Annotated in this window: 13 protein-coding genes; 1 reads left to right on the top strand and 12 read right to left on the bottom strand. The window is 66.9% G+C overall.

Going from position 1 to position 15,518, the window contains the following annotated elements; translation table 11 throughout:
* Window positions 1-3 precede the first annotated feature (3 nt).
* Window positions 4-2,061, bottom strand: coding sequence for a D-(-)-3-hydroxybutyrate oligomer hydrolase (locus G3N64_RS08300; protein WP_241020848.1), 2,058 nt, complete (start codon window positions 2,059-2,061; stop codon window positions 4-6).
* Window positions 2,062-2,399: 338 nt separating this feature from the next.
* Complete coding sequence (locus G3N64_RS08295; RefSeq protein WP_205783397.1) at window positions 2,400-3,851, bottom strand: sigma 54-interacting transcriptional regulator; 1,452 nt, start codon at window positions 3,849-3,851, stop codon at window positions 2,400-2,402.
* Between the two features lie 492 nt (window positions 3,852-4,343).
* Between G3N64_RS08295 and G3N64_RS08290 the strand changes: the two genes are divergently transcribed.
* Entirely contained in the window at window positions 4,344-5,810 is a 1,467-nt protein-coding gene (locus G3N64_RS08290) for a PHB depolymerase family esterase (protein ID WP_205783396.1), read from the top strand.
* Window positions 5,811-5,986: 176 nt separating this feature from the next.
* On the opposite strand, the gene G3N64_RS08285 is transcribed toward G3N64_RS08290, so the two are convergent.
* From G3N64_RS08285 to G3N64_RS08240, 10 genes are all read right to left on the bottom strand, one after another.
* The gene (locus G3N64_RS08285) at window positions 5,987-6,883 is read right to left on the bottom strand and encodes a LysR substrate-binding domain-containing protein (protein WP_205783395.1); all 897 of its coding nucleotides are present in this window, start codon (window positions 6,881-6,883) and stop codon (window positions 5,987-5,989) included.
* A 49-nt stretch (window positions 6,884-6,932) separates the two neighbouring features.
* On the bottom strand, window positions 6,933-7,658 hold the full coding sequence (locus G3N64_RS08280; protein WP_205783394.1) for an amino acid ABC transporter ATP-binding protein: 726 nt from the start codon (window positions 7,656-7,658) through the stop codon (window positions 6,933-6,935).
* A gap of 40 nt (window positions 7,659-7,698) precedes the next feature.
* The gene (locus G3N64_RS08275) at window positions 7,699-8,355 is read right to left on the bottom strand and encodes an amino acid ABC transporter permease (protein ID WP_205783393.1); all 657 of its coding nucleotides are present in this window, start codon (window positions 8,353-8,355) and stop codon (window positions 7,699-7,701) included.
* Window positions 8,352-9,116, bottom strand: coding sequence for an amino acid ABC transporter permease (locus G3N64_RS08270; protein WP_205783392.1), 765 nt, complete (start codon window positions 9,114-9,116; stop codon window positions 8,352-8,354). Before G3N64_RS08270 ends, G3N64_RS08275 begins: the two co-directional genes overlap by 4 nt.
* Before the next feature lie 43 nt (window positions 9,117-9,159).
* On the bottom strand, window positions 9,160-9,984 hold the full coding sequence (locus G3N64_RS08265; protein ID WP_205783391.1) for a transporter substrate-binding domain-containing protein: 825 nt from the start codon (window positions 9,982-9,984) through the stop codon (window positions 9,160-9,162).
* 40 nt (window positions 9,985-10,024) lie between these two features.
* Window positions 10,025-11,095, bottom strand: a complete 1,071-nt coding sequence (locus G3N64_RS08260) for an ABC transporter ATP-binding protein (RefSeq protein ID WP_205783390.1) — start codon at window positions 11,093-11,095, stop codon at window positions 10,025-10,027.
* A 41-nt stretch (window positions 11,096-11,136) separates the two neighbouring features.
* Window positions 11,137-11,979 (bottom strand): ABC transporter permease, encoded by an 843-nt coding sequence (locus G3N64_RS08255; protein WP_205783389.1) that lies wholly within the window; start codon window positions 11,977-11,979, stop codon window positions 11,137-11,139.
* On the bottom strand, window positions 11,976-12,899 hold the full coding sequence (locus tag G3N64_RS08250; protein ID WP_205783388.1) for an ABC transporter permease: 924 nt from the start codon (window positions 12,897-12,899) through the stop codon (window positions 11,976-11,978). Before G3N64_RS08250 ends, G3N64_RS08255 begins: the two co-directional genes overlap by 4 nt.
* 4 nt (window positions 12,900-12,903) lie before the next feature.
* Window positions 12,904-14,001, bottom strand: coding sequence for an extracellular solute-binding protein (locus tag G3N64_RS08245; protein WP_205783387.1), 1,098 nt, complete (start codon window positions 13,999-14,001; stop codon window positions 12,904-12,906).
* Window positions 14,002-14,149: 148 nt separating this feature from the next.
* A partial coding sequence (locus G3N64_RS08240; RefSeq protein WP_205783386.1) for an aldehyde dehydrogenase family protein occupies window positions 14,150-15,518 on the bottom strand: 1,369 nt, incomplete at its 5' end.

The following is a 15,518-nucleotide window of genomic DNA, read 5'->3' as shown; positions in this document are numbered from 1 at the left end:
ACGTCAGTGCGGGATATCGACGACGCCGTTCGCCACCTGGATCGCATTCGCGGCGGGTGCGCTCGCGATCGGCGGCAGGTTCGCCACGGCGAGCTGCGGCGCCTGTCCGGGCACGCCGCCGCGCGGTGTCGTGCGGACCACCTGCGACGGCGGCAACGGCGCCCCGCGCGTCAGGTGATCCCACATCAGGTCCAGCGCCTGGAGATAGTAGTAGTGAACCGGGATGAAGCGCGTATCGAAGCCGGCCACGGACAGGAATGCATCGAAGTGCTGACCATTCGTGATTTCATAGAACGACAGCTGGCTATGCGCGCCGTCGGCGATGCTGTTCTGCGCAAGATACGCGCGCGACGAATGGTTGACCGGAACGAGCGCATCGCTGCGGCCCTGCACGATGAGGGTCGGCTTGTTCTGCAATTTCGCCGATACGCGCACGGCCGAGACGCTCGCCGCCATCGCCGGATTGCCTTGCGTCCACAGTGCATGCAGGCACGCGGCACCCGCATAGCTCGCATCACCGGTGGCGAGCCGATGGTCGGCCGCCCCGTTCGTGCCGGCGTTGTAAACGAGATTGATGCCGTTGGTCGGCGGCACGCCGTTGCCCGTGCCGAACACGTTGAGCATCGGTGAACTGCCGGCGGGTGCCGCCGCTGCGCCGGAGGCGTTCGTCGTGCCGAAGCTGAAACCGCACAGGTTCTCGGTCACGCTCGAACGCGTATAGGCGTTCGCATAGGTGACCGCGACGGCCGGCACGGCTTGCGAATCCCACATCGGGGCCTGCAGGAAATCCGAATCGGTTTCGTAGCCCGCCGCATGCAATTGCGCGAGTGCGCTCGACGCCTGGCTTTGCAGGTCGCTGCCGGAAATCACGCCGGCCGCGGCGAGGGACGCGCAGCGTGCCGCACGGATCGCATTCGTGGTGGCGCGCGGCAGCGCGCTCAGATACGGTGCCGTCGCGAGTTCGCTGGCGGCCGCGGCACACGGCTGAAGCAGGTTCGCGAGCGTCATGTAATCCGCCAGCGGTTTGCCTGCCGAACTGATCGCCGAACCGCTTTCGCGGACCTGTGCGCCCGCGCCCATGTTCACGTTGACCTGCGGTTCGCCGACGACCACGGCCGTGATCCAGCCTTGCGTGTCCTGCTCGGCGGCCGCGAGCGAGGCACCGCCGCCGTTGCTGACCGATGCGGCGATCGTCGTAATGCTGCCCGGGAGATAGCGGACGCCGCGACGTGACCCGTCCACGAGCGGCCCGAACTGCTGGTTGAGCGCCCAATAGGCGAACTGCACGGCCTCGAGCGTGTCCTTCCCCCAGTTCTGTTCGGGATTCTGCTGCGAATGCGCATGCTTGAACGCGTAGCGGTTCGGGAAGTCGCGGTTGTATGCCGCGAGGGCCGCTGAACCCACGTTGGCGGTGAAGAGGCTGCGATGCCCGGCCGATCCGGCGCCGGCGAGTGTCCCGTCGATCAGCGTGACGGTATCGGTCGCGAGTTCGTGCGCGCCGTTCCCGGTGCCTTTGTCGGTATAAGCGACCGCGCACGCGCGTTTGAGGCCCCATTCGCCGGCTGCGGAAATCGCACCGTATACGCCGCGCGAGCCCGACGAGGTCGCGGTGACGATGCACGGATGGGCGGGATCGAATCCGGCCGGAACCTGTACCAGCAGGCTGACGTTTTGCGTGCCGCTGCCGTCGTCGGCGAACGCGAGATATTCGGTGCCGGGGATCTTGCCTTCCCCGCGCGTGTCGTTGCCGGCGAGGTCGACGTTGGGCCCCCAGAAGCGTCCATACCCGCCGTTGGCCGACATGTCGACCAGCGCACGATAGTTGGACCAGATGGCCAGCCGGCGCAATTCGGCCGCAGTGGGGCTGGCGGCATTCGCGAAGGCGGGCGGCGTGGCCGACGCGAGGCCGGTCTTGCCCAGGCCGCCCGTCAGCAGGTCGTCCGTATTACCGTCGTAGGCCGTCGTTCGAACGTCGCCGGCGACGAATGCCGGCAATTGATTGGCCTGCGGCTTGACGGTGTCATCGCCGTTACAGCCGGCCAGCATCGTCGTCGCCAGCATGGCAGCGCAGGCCGTGGCGAATGCCGAGGGGGAAGGGCGTTGCCGGGCGGTCGCCGTATCGTGTGTCATGCATGTCTCCGTTCGTCGCATTGTTCGTATCGGATTGCGTCGACGTGCGGAGGAGCAATATCCGGACCATGATGCGGCGGCGATCGAGGCTTGCGGCGGGTGGCCGGCCGGCAAGCGGCAACGCGATGAAGCGGGACAGGGGTGTCTCCGCCGGGAGACGCCCTGTCCACGAACGGAGACGAATGGCGCACGCCCATGCCGTCACGCGGCATCCCGCGTGTGTCGGATGCTTCGCTCCGGACGGGAGGAACGGCTGACATCGACCGACGTCAAATCCCGAGCACACTCATTTTCTTGTAGAGGGTCGCGCGTCCGATGCCGATTCGTGCGGCCGCCTTCGATACGCATCCGTCTTCGGACCGTAGCGCGGCGCTGAGAAAGCGCTTCTCGAACGATCGCATCGCGTCCTCGTAGCTTGTGCCGTCGATGTCGAAGTCCGGCGCCGCGGCCGGTTTCCGGACGAATTCGGGATCGGAAAGCGTTGCGTCGACGTCGTCTCCGACGAACGGCGCCAGCACGTTCGCGGTGATGCACGGGCGATCGGAAAACATCACCGCGCGTTCGAGCGTGTTGCGCAATTCGCGCACATTCCCCGGCCACGTGTGCGCGTGCAGCAGTTGCAGCGCGTCCTCGCTGAGCGCCGGGCGATCGATACGGTGGTGTGCCGCCAGTTCGTCGAGGATCATGTCGGACAGCGCGGCGATATCGAGCGTGCGCTTTCTCAGCGGTGGCGTTTGAATGGTGAGCACGTTGAGCCGGTAGTAGAGGTCGGCGCGGAAGCGGCGTGCGGCGACGAGCTCGGGAAGGGCGACCGAGGTTGCCGCAATGATCCTTGCATTGCTCACGACCACGCGGTTCGAGCCCAGCGGTTCGAATTCCTTTTCCTGAAGCACGCGCAGGAGCTTGCTCTGCAGCGACAGCGGCATGTCGCCGATCTCGTCGAGGAACAGCGTGCCGCCGTGAGCCAGTTCGAACTTGCCCACGCGGCCTTTTCGGTCGGCGCCGGTATAGGCGCCCGCAGCTGCGCCGAACAGTTCGACCTCGAGCAGCGAATCGGGAATCGCCGCCACATTGACGGCGACGAACGGCTTGTCGGCGCGCGCCGACAAGCCGTGTATCGCATGGGCGATCAGCTCCTTGCCGGTACCGGTTTCACCGAGCAGCAGCACGGGGGAATCGACCTGGGCCGCGCGGCGCGCGAGACGTTTCACTTCCATGCTGGCGGGGCTCGTGCCGACGAAATTCGACAGCCCGTAGCGGGCTCGCCTTGTCTGGGCCAGTGCGTGGCGCGCCGCGATGAGTTCCGCTTGCAGGCGCGAATACTGGCTGAACAGCGGTGTGAGCGCCTTCAGCTCCCCGAACAGCGCAAAACCGATGGCGCCGATAATCGCGCCGTTGTCGTCCTTCAGCGGCAAGCGCGTCACGACGAAGGGCTCGTGCTCGGTTTCCATGATGTCCAGCAGGATGGGTTTGCCGGTTTCGACGACCTCCCGCATGAGGCTGTTGGGGATGACCGCCTCGCAATCGAGACCGATCGCGATCTTCGGATCGGCAAAGCCGAAGTGGGCGGCATACTTTTCGTTGATCCAGACGACCTTGGCCTGCCGGTCGACGATCAGCGTGCCCTCGCTGGAATGGTTGAAGGTTTCGAAGAGCGAGCGCATTGCGCGCCCCCATACATAGCTGTAGTCGCTCAGGATGGTGCCGACCTCGGTTGCCATTCGGATTTTCTCCTTGTTGTGTGACAGTGCCGCCCGGTCCTGCTTGTCGCGAACCGTCTCGGGTTGGAGACGAAGGCGAGCAGTGTCTCAACTTGTGGATTCGCAGGGGAGTGGGAATTCCCCTTATCAATCGCGTTTCGTTGCGCGAGCCGGCATATTCGCGGAAATGAAGTGCGGATTCCTCACTTTTCGTGGTGGGTCGGAATGGCGGCGGGAAGGCGGCGCGAAGCCGTGTTGGCTTGTGAAGCGGCGCGCCGCAGCAACGATGGCGGCTGCACTGGTCGCGCAATGCCGGTCGATGGCGGGCATGGATGCTGCTTGTGATCCAGTCGGCGTCGGGGCGTGACCGCGGTTCGTTCGATCGCTCCCTGACGCGGTTGGTGCCGTGTCGAACCGCTCGACCCGGACCGTCCGGTCATTCAAGACGGGACGGACCATCACGCCCGTCGAACCAGCCTCGTACGCAGTATCCAGACAAGTAAAGGAGACGTCATGCAATTGCTTTCACGCCGCCAGTGGCGATGGCTTGTGTGTTTCTTCGCTGCGCTCGCAACGACTTCTGCATTGGCCGCTGTCACGCCCGGCCCCGGAAACTGGAGTGCGCAGCAGACCTGGGCCGCGGATTCCGTCAATGGCGGCAACCTGACCGGCTATTTCTACTGGCCGGCGAGCCAGCCGACGACACCCAACGGTCAGCGGGCGCTGATACTGGTGCTGCACGGATGCCAGCAGACCGCTGCCGGAGACGTGATCAACGGCAGCAAGGGCGCCGGTTTCAACTGGAAGGCGATTGCCGACCAGTACGGCGCGATCGTCCTGGCGCCGAACGCGACCGGCAACGTCTACAGCAATCACTGCTGGGATTATGCGAACACCTCCCCGAGCCGCAGTGCCGGGCATGTCGGCGTGCTGCTGGATCTGGTGAACCGCTTCGTATCGAATGCGCAATACGCGATCGATCCCAACCAGGTATACGTCACCGGCCTGTCTTCGGGCGGCGGCATGACGATGGTGCTGGGTTGCATCGCACCCGATATCTTCGCCGGGATCGGGATCAATGCCGGACCGCCGCCGGGAACGACCACGGCACAGATCGGCTACGTGCCGAGCGGCTATACGGCGACGACGGCGGCGAACCAGTGCAAGGCGTGGGCGGGAGCCAACGTGAGCAAGTTTTCGACGCAGATTGCCGGGGCAGTCTGGGGGACATCGGATTACACGGTGGCCCAGGCCTACGGTCCGCTCGACACGGCGGCGTTCCGGAGCATTTACGGCGGCACCTTCACTCAAGGCGCGAAAGTGACGATTCCGGGTGGCGGAACGAACACGCCGTATTCCGACAGCAGCGGCAAGGTCCGGACGCACGAGATCTCGGTTTCCGGGATGTCGCATGCATGGCCGGCCGGATCCGGCGGCAACAACACGAACTACGTGGATGCCACTCACATCGACTATCCGGTGTTCCTGATGGATTACTGGGTCAAGAACAACCTTCGCGCGGTGTCGGGCCCGGCGCCGTCGGGCTCCGCACCGACGGGCCTGGCAGTGGCCGGCACCACGCAGACGACCGTTTCGCTTTCGTGGAATGCCGTTGCCAACGCAACCAGTTACAACGTCTATCGCAATGGGAGCAAGGCCGGTTCTTCCGCATCCGCGAGCTACACCGATTCGGGGCTGATCGCCGGCACGACCTATTCGTATACCGTGTCGGAAATCGATCCGAATGCTGGGGAGAGTGCGCAATCATCCGCGGTTTCGGCGACGACGCAATCGAGTTTCACGTGTACCGAGACGACGGCAACGAACTATGCGCACGTGCAGGCTGGCCGTGCGCATGATTCAGGCGGCATGGCCTATGCGAACGGATCGAACCAGAGCATGGGGCTGGACAATGTCTTTTACTCGAACACGCTGGCGCAGACATCGGCCGGATACTACGTCATCGGCAATTGTCCGTAACGCGGGGTGCGTGTGCGGCAGGTGACTGAACGGCCGATTGGGCCGTTCGATCGCCGCGGTTGCCGGGGCGGCCGGTGCGCCCCCGGCAACGCCATTGCGCATCGAACCGGATCGGTATGCCGGCGCGAACCGTAGCGCGCGGTTGCGTTGAATCCGTCCACCATGACGGCATCCGCTCAGCCCGGCGCGACCCCCGTGGCATCCTTGCGCTCGCTCGCGATCCAGTCGCCGAACAACTGAATCTTCTGCTGCTGTTCGGCACCGTCCGGATACACGAAGTAATAGCCCATCCCCGTCGGCAACGAGATGTCGAACGGCATCACCAGCCGGTGCGCCGCCACGCTTTCGTCCGCGAGCGTCCGGTCGCCGATCGCGACGCCGTAGCCGTCGATCGCCGCGTGCGTCGCGAGATCCAGCGTTTCGAAGCTCAAGCCGCGCGTCGAGTCGACGTGCGGCGCGCCCGCATGGTCGAGCCACCGCTTCCAGTCCCGATGATCGCGCGTCGGATGCAGCAACGTGTGACCGGCCAGGTCGTCGAGACTCGCGAGCGGTTGCCGCGCCGGCAGGCTCGGCGCGCAGACCGGCGTGAGCCGTTCTTCGAACAACGGGATCGCATGCATGTCGGGGCCGCCGCCGGCAGCGTAGATCACGGCGGCGTCGAACGGCTCCATGCGGAAATCGACGTGATGATCCCAGGTCGTCGTGATCTGCACCTGGAGTTCGGGGTGCTCGGCCTGGAACCGCATGATGCGCGGCAGCATCCACTGCATCATGCAGGTCGGCACCTTCAGCGCGAGTTCGGTGCGCCTGCGCGAGAGACGCATCGATACCTCCTCGATGCGCGCAAAGCTTTCGCGTACCGTCGGCAACAGGAGTTCACCTTCGGCCGTCAGCGTCAGCCCCTTGGGCGTGCGCTTGAACAACGCAAACTGATAGAAGCTCTCGAGCGCGAGGATTTGCCGGCTCACGGCGCCCTGGGTCAGGCACAGATGCTCGGCGGCGCGCGTGAAGCTGCCGTGACGGGCAACGATGTCGAAGATCTGCAGCGCGTTGAGGGAAGGAAGTCGTTTCATCGGGAGCGTCGGGGTGGAATGGGCGCGTGACGGCGCGCCGCGGCATCGCTCAGTGCAGGATCTTCGCGAGGAAGTCCTTCGCGCGTTCCGATTTCGGATTCGAGAAGAAATTGTCCTTGCGGTCGTCCTCGACGATCGCGCCCTTGTCCATGAAGATCACGCGATGGGCCACCTTCTTCGCGAAGCCCATCTCGTGCGTGACGACCATCATCGTCATCCCTTCCTGCGCGAGTTCGACCATCACGTCGAGCACTTCGTTGATCATCTCCGGATCGAGCGCGGACGTCGGTTCGTCGAACAGCATCGCGACCGGATCCATCGACAGCGCGCGCGCGATCGCGACCCGCTGCTGCTGGCCGCCCGACAGCTGGCCCGGGAACTTGTGCGCATGCGCCTTCAGGCCGACGCGGTCGAGCAGCTTCATGCCCTTCTCGTTCGCCTCGTCCTTGCCGCGCCCGAGCACCTTGACCTGCGCGAGCGTCAGGTTTTCGGTGATCGACAGGTGCGGGAACAGCTCGAAATGCTGGAACACCATCCCGACCTTCGAGCGCAGCTTCGACAGGTTCGTCTTCTTGTCGCCGACCGACTGGCCGTTCACGAGGATCTCGCCCTGCTGGAACGGCTCGAGGCCGTTCACGGTCTTGATCAGCGTCGACTTGCCCGAGCCCGACGGGCCGCACACGACGACCACTTCGCCTTTCCTGACCTCGGTCGTGCAGTCGGCGAGGACCTGAAACTGGCCGTACCACTTCGAAACGTTGCTGATGGAAATCATGGAGGGTCCTGGATCGTAATGAGGCGCGCGTGGCGCCGGTTCAGCGTGCCTTCGCGACGCGATAGCGGCGTTCGAGCGCGCGGGCGTACCACGTCAGCGGGAAGCACATCGCGAAGTAGAGCAGCGCGACCATCGCGTAGATCGGAAACGGCTTGAATACCGCGTTGGTGATCATGTTGCCCGTCTTGGTCAGTTCGGTCAGCCCGATGATCGACGTCAGCGCGGTGCTCTTTACCGCCTGCACGAGGAAGCCGACGGTCGGCGGCAGCGCGATCTTCCACGCCTGCGGCCACACCACGTCGCGCAATTGCTGGGTCCACGTCATGCCGAGGCTGGCCGCCGCGTTCCACTGGCCGCGCGGTACCGCGTCGACGCAGCCGCGCCAGATGTCGGCGAGATAGGCGCTTGCGTTCAGCGTCAGCACGACCGACGCGGCGACCCATGGCGTGACGTCGATGCCGACGAGCGGCAGGCCGAAGAAGCCGAGAAACAGCTGCATCAGCAACGGCGTGCCCTGGAACACTTCGACGTACAGGATCACGAAGCGGCGCAGCGCGGCCGATGCCGAGATGCGCATCGCCAGCAGCGCGAACCCGGCGACGCTGCCGCCGACGAACGTGATCAGCGACAGCAGCACGGTCCAGCGCGCGGCGAGCAGCAGGTTCCATGCAATATCCTGGAAGGTGAATTCGATCATCGTGCACGCTCCGTCGATAGGTGGGATTCAGGGGAACGGGCGCGCCACGTGAAGCGCGCAAACCGGGCGCGCCGCGGTGTGGCTGCCGCGCCGCGCTGGGTGCGGCCCGAGAACAGCCGCCGGCCGACGCGATTGAGCAGCATGCGCAGCGCGATCGACAGCAGCAGGTAGATCGCGGTCACGACGATGTAGATCTCGAACGCACGGAAATTGCGCGACTGGATGAAGTTCGCCGCGTAGGTCAGGTCGGGCACCGAGATCTGCGACACGACGGCCGAGCCGAGCATCACGATCAGCACCTGCCCGAGCAGCGCGGGGTACACGTTCGCGAGCGCCTGCGGCAGCACGACGTGACCGAACACCTGCCGGCCGTGCAGCCCGAGCGCCCGCGCGGCCTGCACCTGCCCGTGCGGCACCGATTCGATGCCGGCGCGCAGGATCTCGACCGCGTACGCGCCGAGGTTGACCGTCATGGCCAGCACGGCCGCCTGCGCTTCGTCGATGTGCACGCCGATCCCGGGCAGCCCGAAGAAGATGAAGAACAGCTGGACCAGGAACGGCGTATTGCGGATCAGCTCGACGTAGGCCGCGACGAGCGCGCGCGCCCACCGCGGCCCGGCGAGCGCGAGCCACGCACCGGCGGTGCCGATCAGGCCGCCCAGCACGGTGGCGGCCGCGGTGAGGCCGAGCGTTACGCCGACGCCGCGCGCGAGCATGCCGGCGTAGAGGCCGAAGTCGCTGAAGTCGAACACGTAGGTCATCGCGATGCCTTTCGTCGTGAATGCGGGGCGGGGGCGGTGCGCATCACAGGTCGGCCGGCAGTGCCGCGTGCAGCCACTTCTGCGACAACGTATTCAGCGTGCCGCTCTTCTTTGCACCGGCGATCGCGTCGTTGACCTTCTGCATCAGGCGCGGCTCGTTCTTGTTCAGGCCGACGTGATCGGGCGAGCTGAACAGCGAGAACTTCTGCTCCGGATCGATCGACGGATGCCGCGCGATGATCGTCGCGCCGACGTCGTTGCCGACCACGAGCAGTTGCGCCTGTCCCGACAGGAACGCGGCGATCGCGCCGTTCGGATCGTCGAAGCGCTTGATCGTCGCGCTCGGCGGCGCGATCTTGCTGACGCTCAGGTCCTCGAGCGTGCCGCGCGCGACCGCGACCGATTTGCCGGCGAGATCGGCGTTGCCCTTCACGGCCAGCGACTTCGGGCCGAACACCGCGAGATAGTACGGGGCATACGCGTTCGAGAAGTCGATCACCTTCGCGCGTTCCGGCGTCTGTCCGACCGACAGCAGCATGTCGGCCTTGCGGTCGGCGAGATAGGCCATCCGGTTGTCGCCGGTGACCTGCACGAGTTCGACTTTCGCGTTGAGCGCCTTGCCGATCAGGTTCGCCATGTCGATGTCATAGCCTTGCGGCTTCATGTCGGGGCCGATCGAGCCGAACGGCGGGTAGTCCTCGAACACGCCGATGCGCACGACGCCCGATTTCGCGATCGTGTCGAGTGCGTCGGCGTGCGCGAGCGGCGCGAACGCGGCAAGGGCCGCGGTGCCGGCACAGGCGCAGAGGAAGGCGGTACGGGCGAGCAGGTGCTGCACGTGGCGGGTGGCTTGGGTCGTTGCGTTCATGGTGAGATCCTCGTTGCTGCGCTGGAGAAAGGAACAGACATCAGGCGCCGCGGGCGGCGATGAGCTTGCAGGCGTGGGCGGGCAGTTCCGCGAGTACCGGCATGCCGACGTGGAGGTCGGGCGTCTCGCGCGGCGTCGTCGCGGCCGTCAGCGTGAAGCCCCGGCAGTCGATCGTCGCTTCGATCGACGCGCCGACGTCGCGCACGAACGTGATCGTGCCGGCCAGCGTATTCGGCGCCGCAGCCGGCTGGCCCGGGCGCACGCAGATGTCCTCGGGACGAATCAGCAGGCGCACGGCGTCGGTCGCGCGCGGCGTGTCCGGCGCGCGCCGGATCGCGAGACGCTGCCCGCCTGGCAGGACGATGGCGTCGTCGCCGTCGCACGCGACCGGCAGGATGTTGCCGAGGCCGATGAAGTCGGCGACGAATTCGTTGACCGGATCGCGATAGATGTCGAGCGGCCGGCCGACCTGCTGGATCCGGCCTTTCTCCATCACGACGATCTCGTCGGCCATCGTCATCGCTTCGCGCTGGTCGTGCGTGACCATGATCGTCGTGATGCCGAGCCGTTGCTGGAGCAGCCGGATCTCGACCTGCATCGCCTCGCGCAGCTTCGCGTCGAGTGCCGACAACGGTTCGTCGAGCAGCAGCAGGCGCGGCGACGACGCGATCGCGCGCGCAATCGCGACGCGCTGGCGCTGCCCGCCCGACAGTTGCGTGACGAGCCGGTCGGCCATGTGCGGCAGCTGGATCAGCTCCAGCAGCTCGGCCACGCGCCGGGCCTGCGCGGCCTTGTCCGTCTTGCGCAGCCGCAGCGGATACGCGATGTTCTGCGCGACCGTCATGTGCGGAAACAGCGCGAGCGACTGGAACACCATGCCGAAGTCGCGCCGGTTGGCGGGCACGTGCGTGAGGTCGCGGCCGGCGAACGTCAGCGTGCCGGCGCTCGGCGTTTCGAGGCCGGCGATGATCCGCATCAGCGTGGTCTTGCCGCAGCCGGACGGGCCGAGAAAGCAGACGAGCTTGCCATCCGGTACCGACAGATCGACGTGATCGACCGCGTACGCCTGATGGAAGCGCTTCGTCACGTTCTGGAGGATGAGCTGGGTCATGAGGGTTCCTTGCACGGGCGAGGGCGAACGCGGTGCGCGCGTCAGAGCGCGACGCCCTTGTCGCCGACGAGTTTTTCGAGCATCCAGATCAGCGCGAAGTCGATCGCGACCGTGAACACGGCGAAGCAGAACACGGTCGGGTCGAGCGACGACACGGTGCGGCTGTAGAGCCAGACCGGCAGGGTCATCGTGTCGATGCTGTACAGGAAGAACGTCACCGTGAATTCGTTGAACGACACGATGAACGCGAACAGCATCCCGGCGAGGATGCCGGGCCGCATCAGCGGCAGCACGACGTCGACGAGCGCGCGGCGCGGGCTGGCGCCCATCAGGCACGCGGCTTCCTCGAAGTCGGGGCCGATCGACGCGACCGACGCCGCGCAGTTCTTCACCGTGAACGGCAGCGTCAGGATCACGTGCGCGACGACGAGCCGCACGATGCCGAGTTCGACCGGCAGCGCGTTGAACACGATCAGCAGCGCGAGGCCGAGCATCACGAGCGGATAGACGATCGGCAACGCGACGAGCTGCTCGACGAGCGACTTGCCGCGAAAGCGATAGCGGGACAGCGCGTAAGCCGCGGGTACCGACACGGCGGTCGCGATCAGCATCGTCGCGACCGCGACGACGAGGCTCGTCGTCAGCGCGGCGCCCATCGATTGCGCGCTGCCCGCATCGGACGACACGAACGTCTGCCATGCAGTGCGATACCAGTGCAGGCTGAATTCGCGCGGCGGGAATTCGAGCGTGCCCGATGCGCCGAACGACATCGTGATCATCGTCAGGATCGGCAGCGCGGCGGCGAACAGCACGAGCGTCGCGAGCACGCCGGTCACGCGTCCGAGGCGGCCGGGCATGGGCGCGCGCAGGAGCAGGGCATTCATCGGTTCACCTCGCCGGCGCGTTGCAGGGTGCGCACGAGGCGCTGAGAAACCGCCATCACGACGAGCGTCGCGCCCATCAGCACGATGCCGGATGCCGAGGCGGCGGGCCAGTTGAGCAGCGGTGCGACCTGGTCGTGCACGAGCACCGCGAGCATCGGCACGCGCCGGCCGCCGAGCAGCAGCGGTACCGCGAACGCGCTGGCGTTGTACGCGAACACGAGCAGCGCGCCGGAGACGAGGCCGGGCATCGCGAGCGGCAACGTTACGTGCCGCAGCGTCTGCCATCGGCTCGCGCCGAGCGTCGCGGCGGCTTCGTCGTACGCGCGGGACACCGCGCGCAGCGCGCTCGACAGCGGCAGCACGGCGAGCGGGAACGCGGTCTGGATCAGTCCGAGCAGCACGCCGTGCTCGCGGTACAGCAACTGCAGCGGCCGCCCGATCACGCCGGTGGCCAGCAGCGCGCGGTTGAGCAACCCGGCCGGGCCGAGCATCACGAGCCAGCCATAGCCTTGCAGCAGCAGGTTCACGAGCAGCGGCAACAGCACGCCGGCGAGCAGCAACCGGCGTGCGAGCCGCGATTCGGTCCGCGCCATCGCGAGCGCCACCGGGATCGCGAGCAGCACCGCACACACCATGCTCTGGAACGCGAGGCGCAGCGTGAGCCACAGCGACTTCGTGAAGTACGGGTCCGCGAGATCGACGTAGTTCTGCAGCGTGAAGGTCCGCCATTCGTCGCCGGACACGCCGACGCTCATGCGCAGCACCGTGAGCGTCGCGGCGGCGAGCACCGCGAGAAACGCGAGGATCGGCGCGAGCAGCAGCCAGGGCGGCACGCCCGGCAGCGCGGGCGCATCGGTGCCCGCGCCGGCCGCGCCGGCGACGGCCGGCCCTGCGTCGCGGGAGGAGGACAGGGAGGCCATGTCGTTACGCCGAGAAGAGGCCGGTGTAGCGCTTGATCCAGGCCGGCTGCACGGCCGCGAGCGCCTTGTCGTCATGCAGCACGGCTTTCTCCGCGATCTGCTGCGGCGATGGCACGAACGCGCGGCTTGCCGCGGGAATCACGGCCTTGCCGTTCACGGGGCCGTTCAGGACGTCGGCCGCCATCCGGCCCTGTACGCCCGCGTCGAGCGAATGATTGATGAACGCGTGGATCAGGTCGAGGTCGCCCGGGTGCGCTTTCGGAATCACGGTGAACATCAGCTGCGTCGCGAAGCCTTCCTTCATCCCGTACGTCACGCCCATCTTGTAGTCGGGCTTGCGGATCTGGTCGGGGAAGAACGCGGGCGAATAGAGGCCGCCGATGTCGAGCGAGCCCGTGCGGAACAGGTCGGCGATCTGGTTCGGGTTTTCGCCGAGGGTCATCACGCGGTCCTTCAGTTGCGCGAGCTTCCTGAATCCCGGATCGATGTTCTGCTGCGAACCGCCGGCCAGCTTCGCCGCGATGATCGCGAGGTCGACCGCTTCGGCCCACTCGGGCGGCGGCAGGAACAGGCGGCCCGCATACTTCGGATCCCACAGCGCCTCGTAGCTCGACGGGGCGCTTTTGACGGTCGCCGTGTTGTAGATCAGCCCGTCCGACCACAGCAGGTAGCCGATGCCGAAGCCGTTCGCACCCGTGCGGTATTGCGGCGCGACGTCCTTCAGGTTCGGCAGCCGGTTCAGGTCCGGCTTCGCGAGCAGGCCGGCGTCCGCGAGGCCTGCCGCGCCGACGCCGGCGAGCGTGATGACGTCGTAGGTCGGCCGCTCGCCCGCGGCCTTGACCTTCGCGACCATCCCCGACGTGCCGTCCGCGCGATCGGCGATCACGCGTGCACCGGTCTGCTTGCTGAAGCTTTCCGCGATGTTGCGCAGCGCGGCCGCGCCGGTATCGTCGGACCACGTGAGCAGGCGCAGCGTCTTGCCCGCGAAGCTGCTCGACTGTGCCTTCGCAGTACTGATGAACGGCATCGGAAGGGCGGATGCAGCGAGCGCCGTGCCGAGGGTTTTGATCACCTGCCTTCTTCCCGCCTTGAAGTGTTGCATGGCCGTCTCCTGATGAACGATGCCGTGTGGTCCGATGCCGGTCGCCGAACTGCGGCGCGGGGTGTGATGAACTGTAGGGAGGTCAAATTTCCGCGCCAAACGAAATATCCGCATGCGCGGCATGACGTAAACGCATGGGCCGGCGGCCTCAGCCGGCCGGCATCATGACCTGCTTGATCTCCTGGAAGGCGGCGAGCCCGAACGGGCCGAGCTCGCGTCCGATGCTGCTGCGCTTGTAGCCGCCCCATGAGGTTTGCGGATAGATCAGCTGCGGCGTGTTGATCCACACGACGCCCGCCTCGAGCGCGTCGGCGACCCGCCTGGCGCGCGCCGCGTCGCGCGTGACGACGGTTGCGACGAGCCCGTACTCGGTAGCGTTGGCGGCCGCGATCGCATCGTCCTCGGTGTCGAATGCGCGGACGCACAGCACCGGCCCGAATATTTCTTCACACCATAGCGCGCTGCCGGCCGGCACGTCGGCGAACAGCGCGGGCCGGATGAAGTAGCCGGGGCCGTCGAGCGCATGGCCGCCCGTCACGAGCCGCGCGCCGTCGGCGCGGCCTTGCGCGATGTGGCGCTTCACGCGTTCGTATTGCGCGCGATTCGTCAGCGGGCCCATCTGCACGCCGGGGGCGAACGGCGGGCCGACGACGGTCGCGTCGATTCGCCGCGCGAGGCGTGCGATCAGGGCGTCGGCAAGCGGCGCGGCGACGAGCACGCGCGAGGTTGCCGAACACATCTGCCCGGCGTTGAACAGGCCGCCGCCCGCGACGAGTTCGACGGCCCGATCGAGGTCGGCGTCGTCGAACACGACGATCGACGACTTGCCGCCGAGTTCGAGGCCGACGCCCTTGATCGTGTCCGCGGCCGTCTTCATGACCTGTGCGCCGACCGCCGTGCTGCCGGTAAACGACACCTTCGCGACGAGCGGATGCGCGCACATGCGGGCGCCGACGTCGTGGCCGGTGCCGGTCACGACGTTCAGCACGCCGGGCGGCAGCCCCGCTTCGGCGGCGATCGCGGCGAGTTCGAGCTCGGGCAGCGGCGTGATTTCGGACGGCTTCAGCACGACGGTGCAGCCGGCCGCGAGCGCGGGCGCGAGCTTCCATGCCGTCGTCACCATCGGGAAATTCCACGGCACGATCAGCGCGGCGACGCCGGCCGGTTCGCGCCGGATCCACGCGCGATGGTCGCCGCCGGGCAGCGCGATCTCGGTTTCGGCGTCCGTGTCGAGACGATCCGCGAGGCTCGCGTAGTAGTCGAAGGTGGCGATCACGTCTGCGACGTCGATTTCGGCTTCGGCGAACGGCTTGCCGTTGTTGAGCGACTGCAGGGTGGCGAGCCGCGTGCGACGCGCGTCGACGCCGCGCGCAATCGCGCGGAGCAGGGCCGCGCGCGTGGCGCCCGTCGTGCGTTTCCAGCCGGGAAACGCGCGCGCGGCGGCCTGCACGGCGTGCTCGACGTCTGCGTCGCCGCCTGCGCTGACGTCGGCGAGGACGGCTTCCGTCGACGGATCA

The organism is Burkholderia sp. Ac-20344 (assembly GCF_017104975.1).
In the GTDB taxonomy this organism is placed as follows: Bacteria; Pseudomonadota; Gammaproteobacteria; order Burkholderiales; family Burkholderiaceae; genus Burkholderia.
Note: the sequence above shows the minus strand (reverse complement) of the source record. Positions and strands in the feature narration are given on the sequence as shown.

Coding starts and splice junctions, on each gene's coding strand:
- G3N64_RS08300 (WP_241020848.1), bottom strand. CDS start 2,061: ATGCTGGCGACGACGATGCTGGCCGGCTGTAACGGCGATGACACCGTC.
- G3N64_RS08295 (WP_205783397.1), bottom strand. CDS start 3,851: ATGGCAACCGAGGTCGGCACCATCCTGAGCGACTACAGCTATGTATGG.
- G3N64_RS08290 (WP_205783396.1), top strand. CDS start 4,344: ATGCAATTGCTTTCACGCCGCCAGTGGCGATGGCTTGTGTGTTTCTTC.
- G3N64_RS08285 (WP_205783395.1), bottom strand. CDS start 6,883: ATGAAACGACTTCCTTCCCTCAACGCGCTGCAGATCTTCGACATCGTT.
- G3N64_RS08280 (WP_205783394.1), bottom strand. CDS start 7,658: ATGATTTCCATCAGCAACGTTTCGAAGTGGTACGGCCAGTTTCAGGTC.
- G3N64_RS08275 (WP_205783393.1), bottom strand. CDS start 8,355: ATGATCGAATTCACCTTCCAGGATATTGCATGGAACCTGCTGCTCGCC.
- G3N64_RS08270 (WP_205783392.1), bottom strand. CDS start 9,116: ATGACCTACGTGTTCGACTTCAGCGACTTCGGCCTCTACGCCGGCATG.
- G3N64_RS08265 (WP_205783391.1), bottom strand. CDS start 9,984: ATGAACGCAACGACCCAAGCCACCCGCCACGTGCAGCACCTGCTCGCC.
- G3N64_RS08260 (WP_205783390.1), bottom strand. CDS start 11,095: ATGACCCAGCTCATCCTCCAGAACGTGACGAAGCGCTTCCATCAGGCG.
- G3N64_RS08255 (WP_205783389.1), bottom strand. CDS start 11,979: ATGAATGCCCTGCTCCTGCGCGCGCCCATGCCCGGCCGCCTCGGACGC.
- G3N64_RS08250 (WP_205783388.1), bottom strand. CDS start 12,899: ATGGCCTCCCTGTCCTCCTCCCGCGACGCAGGGCCGGCCGTCGCCGGC.
- G3N64_RS08245 (WP_205783387.1), bottom strand. CDS start 14,001: ATGCAACACTTCAAGGCGGGAAGAAGGCAGGTGATCAAAACCCTCGGC.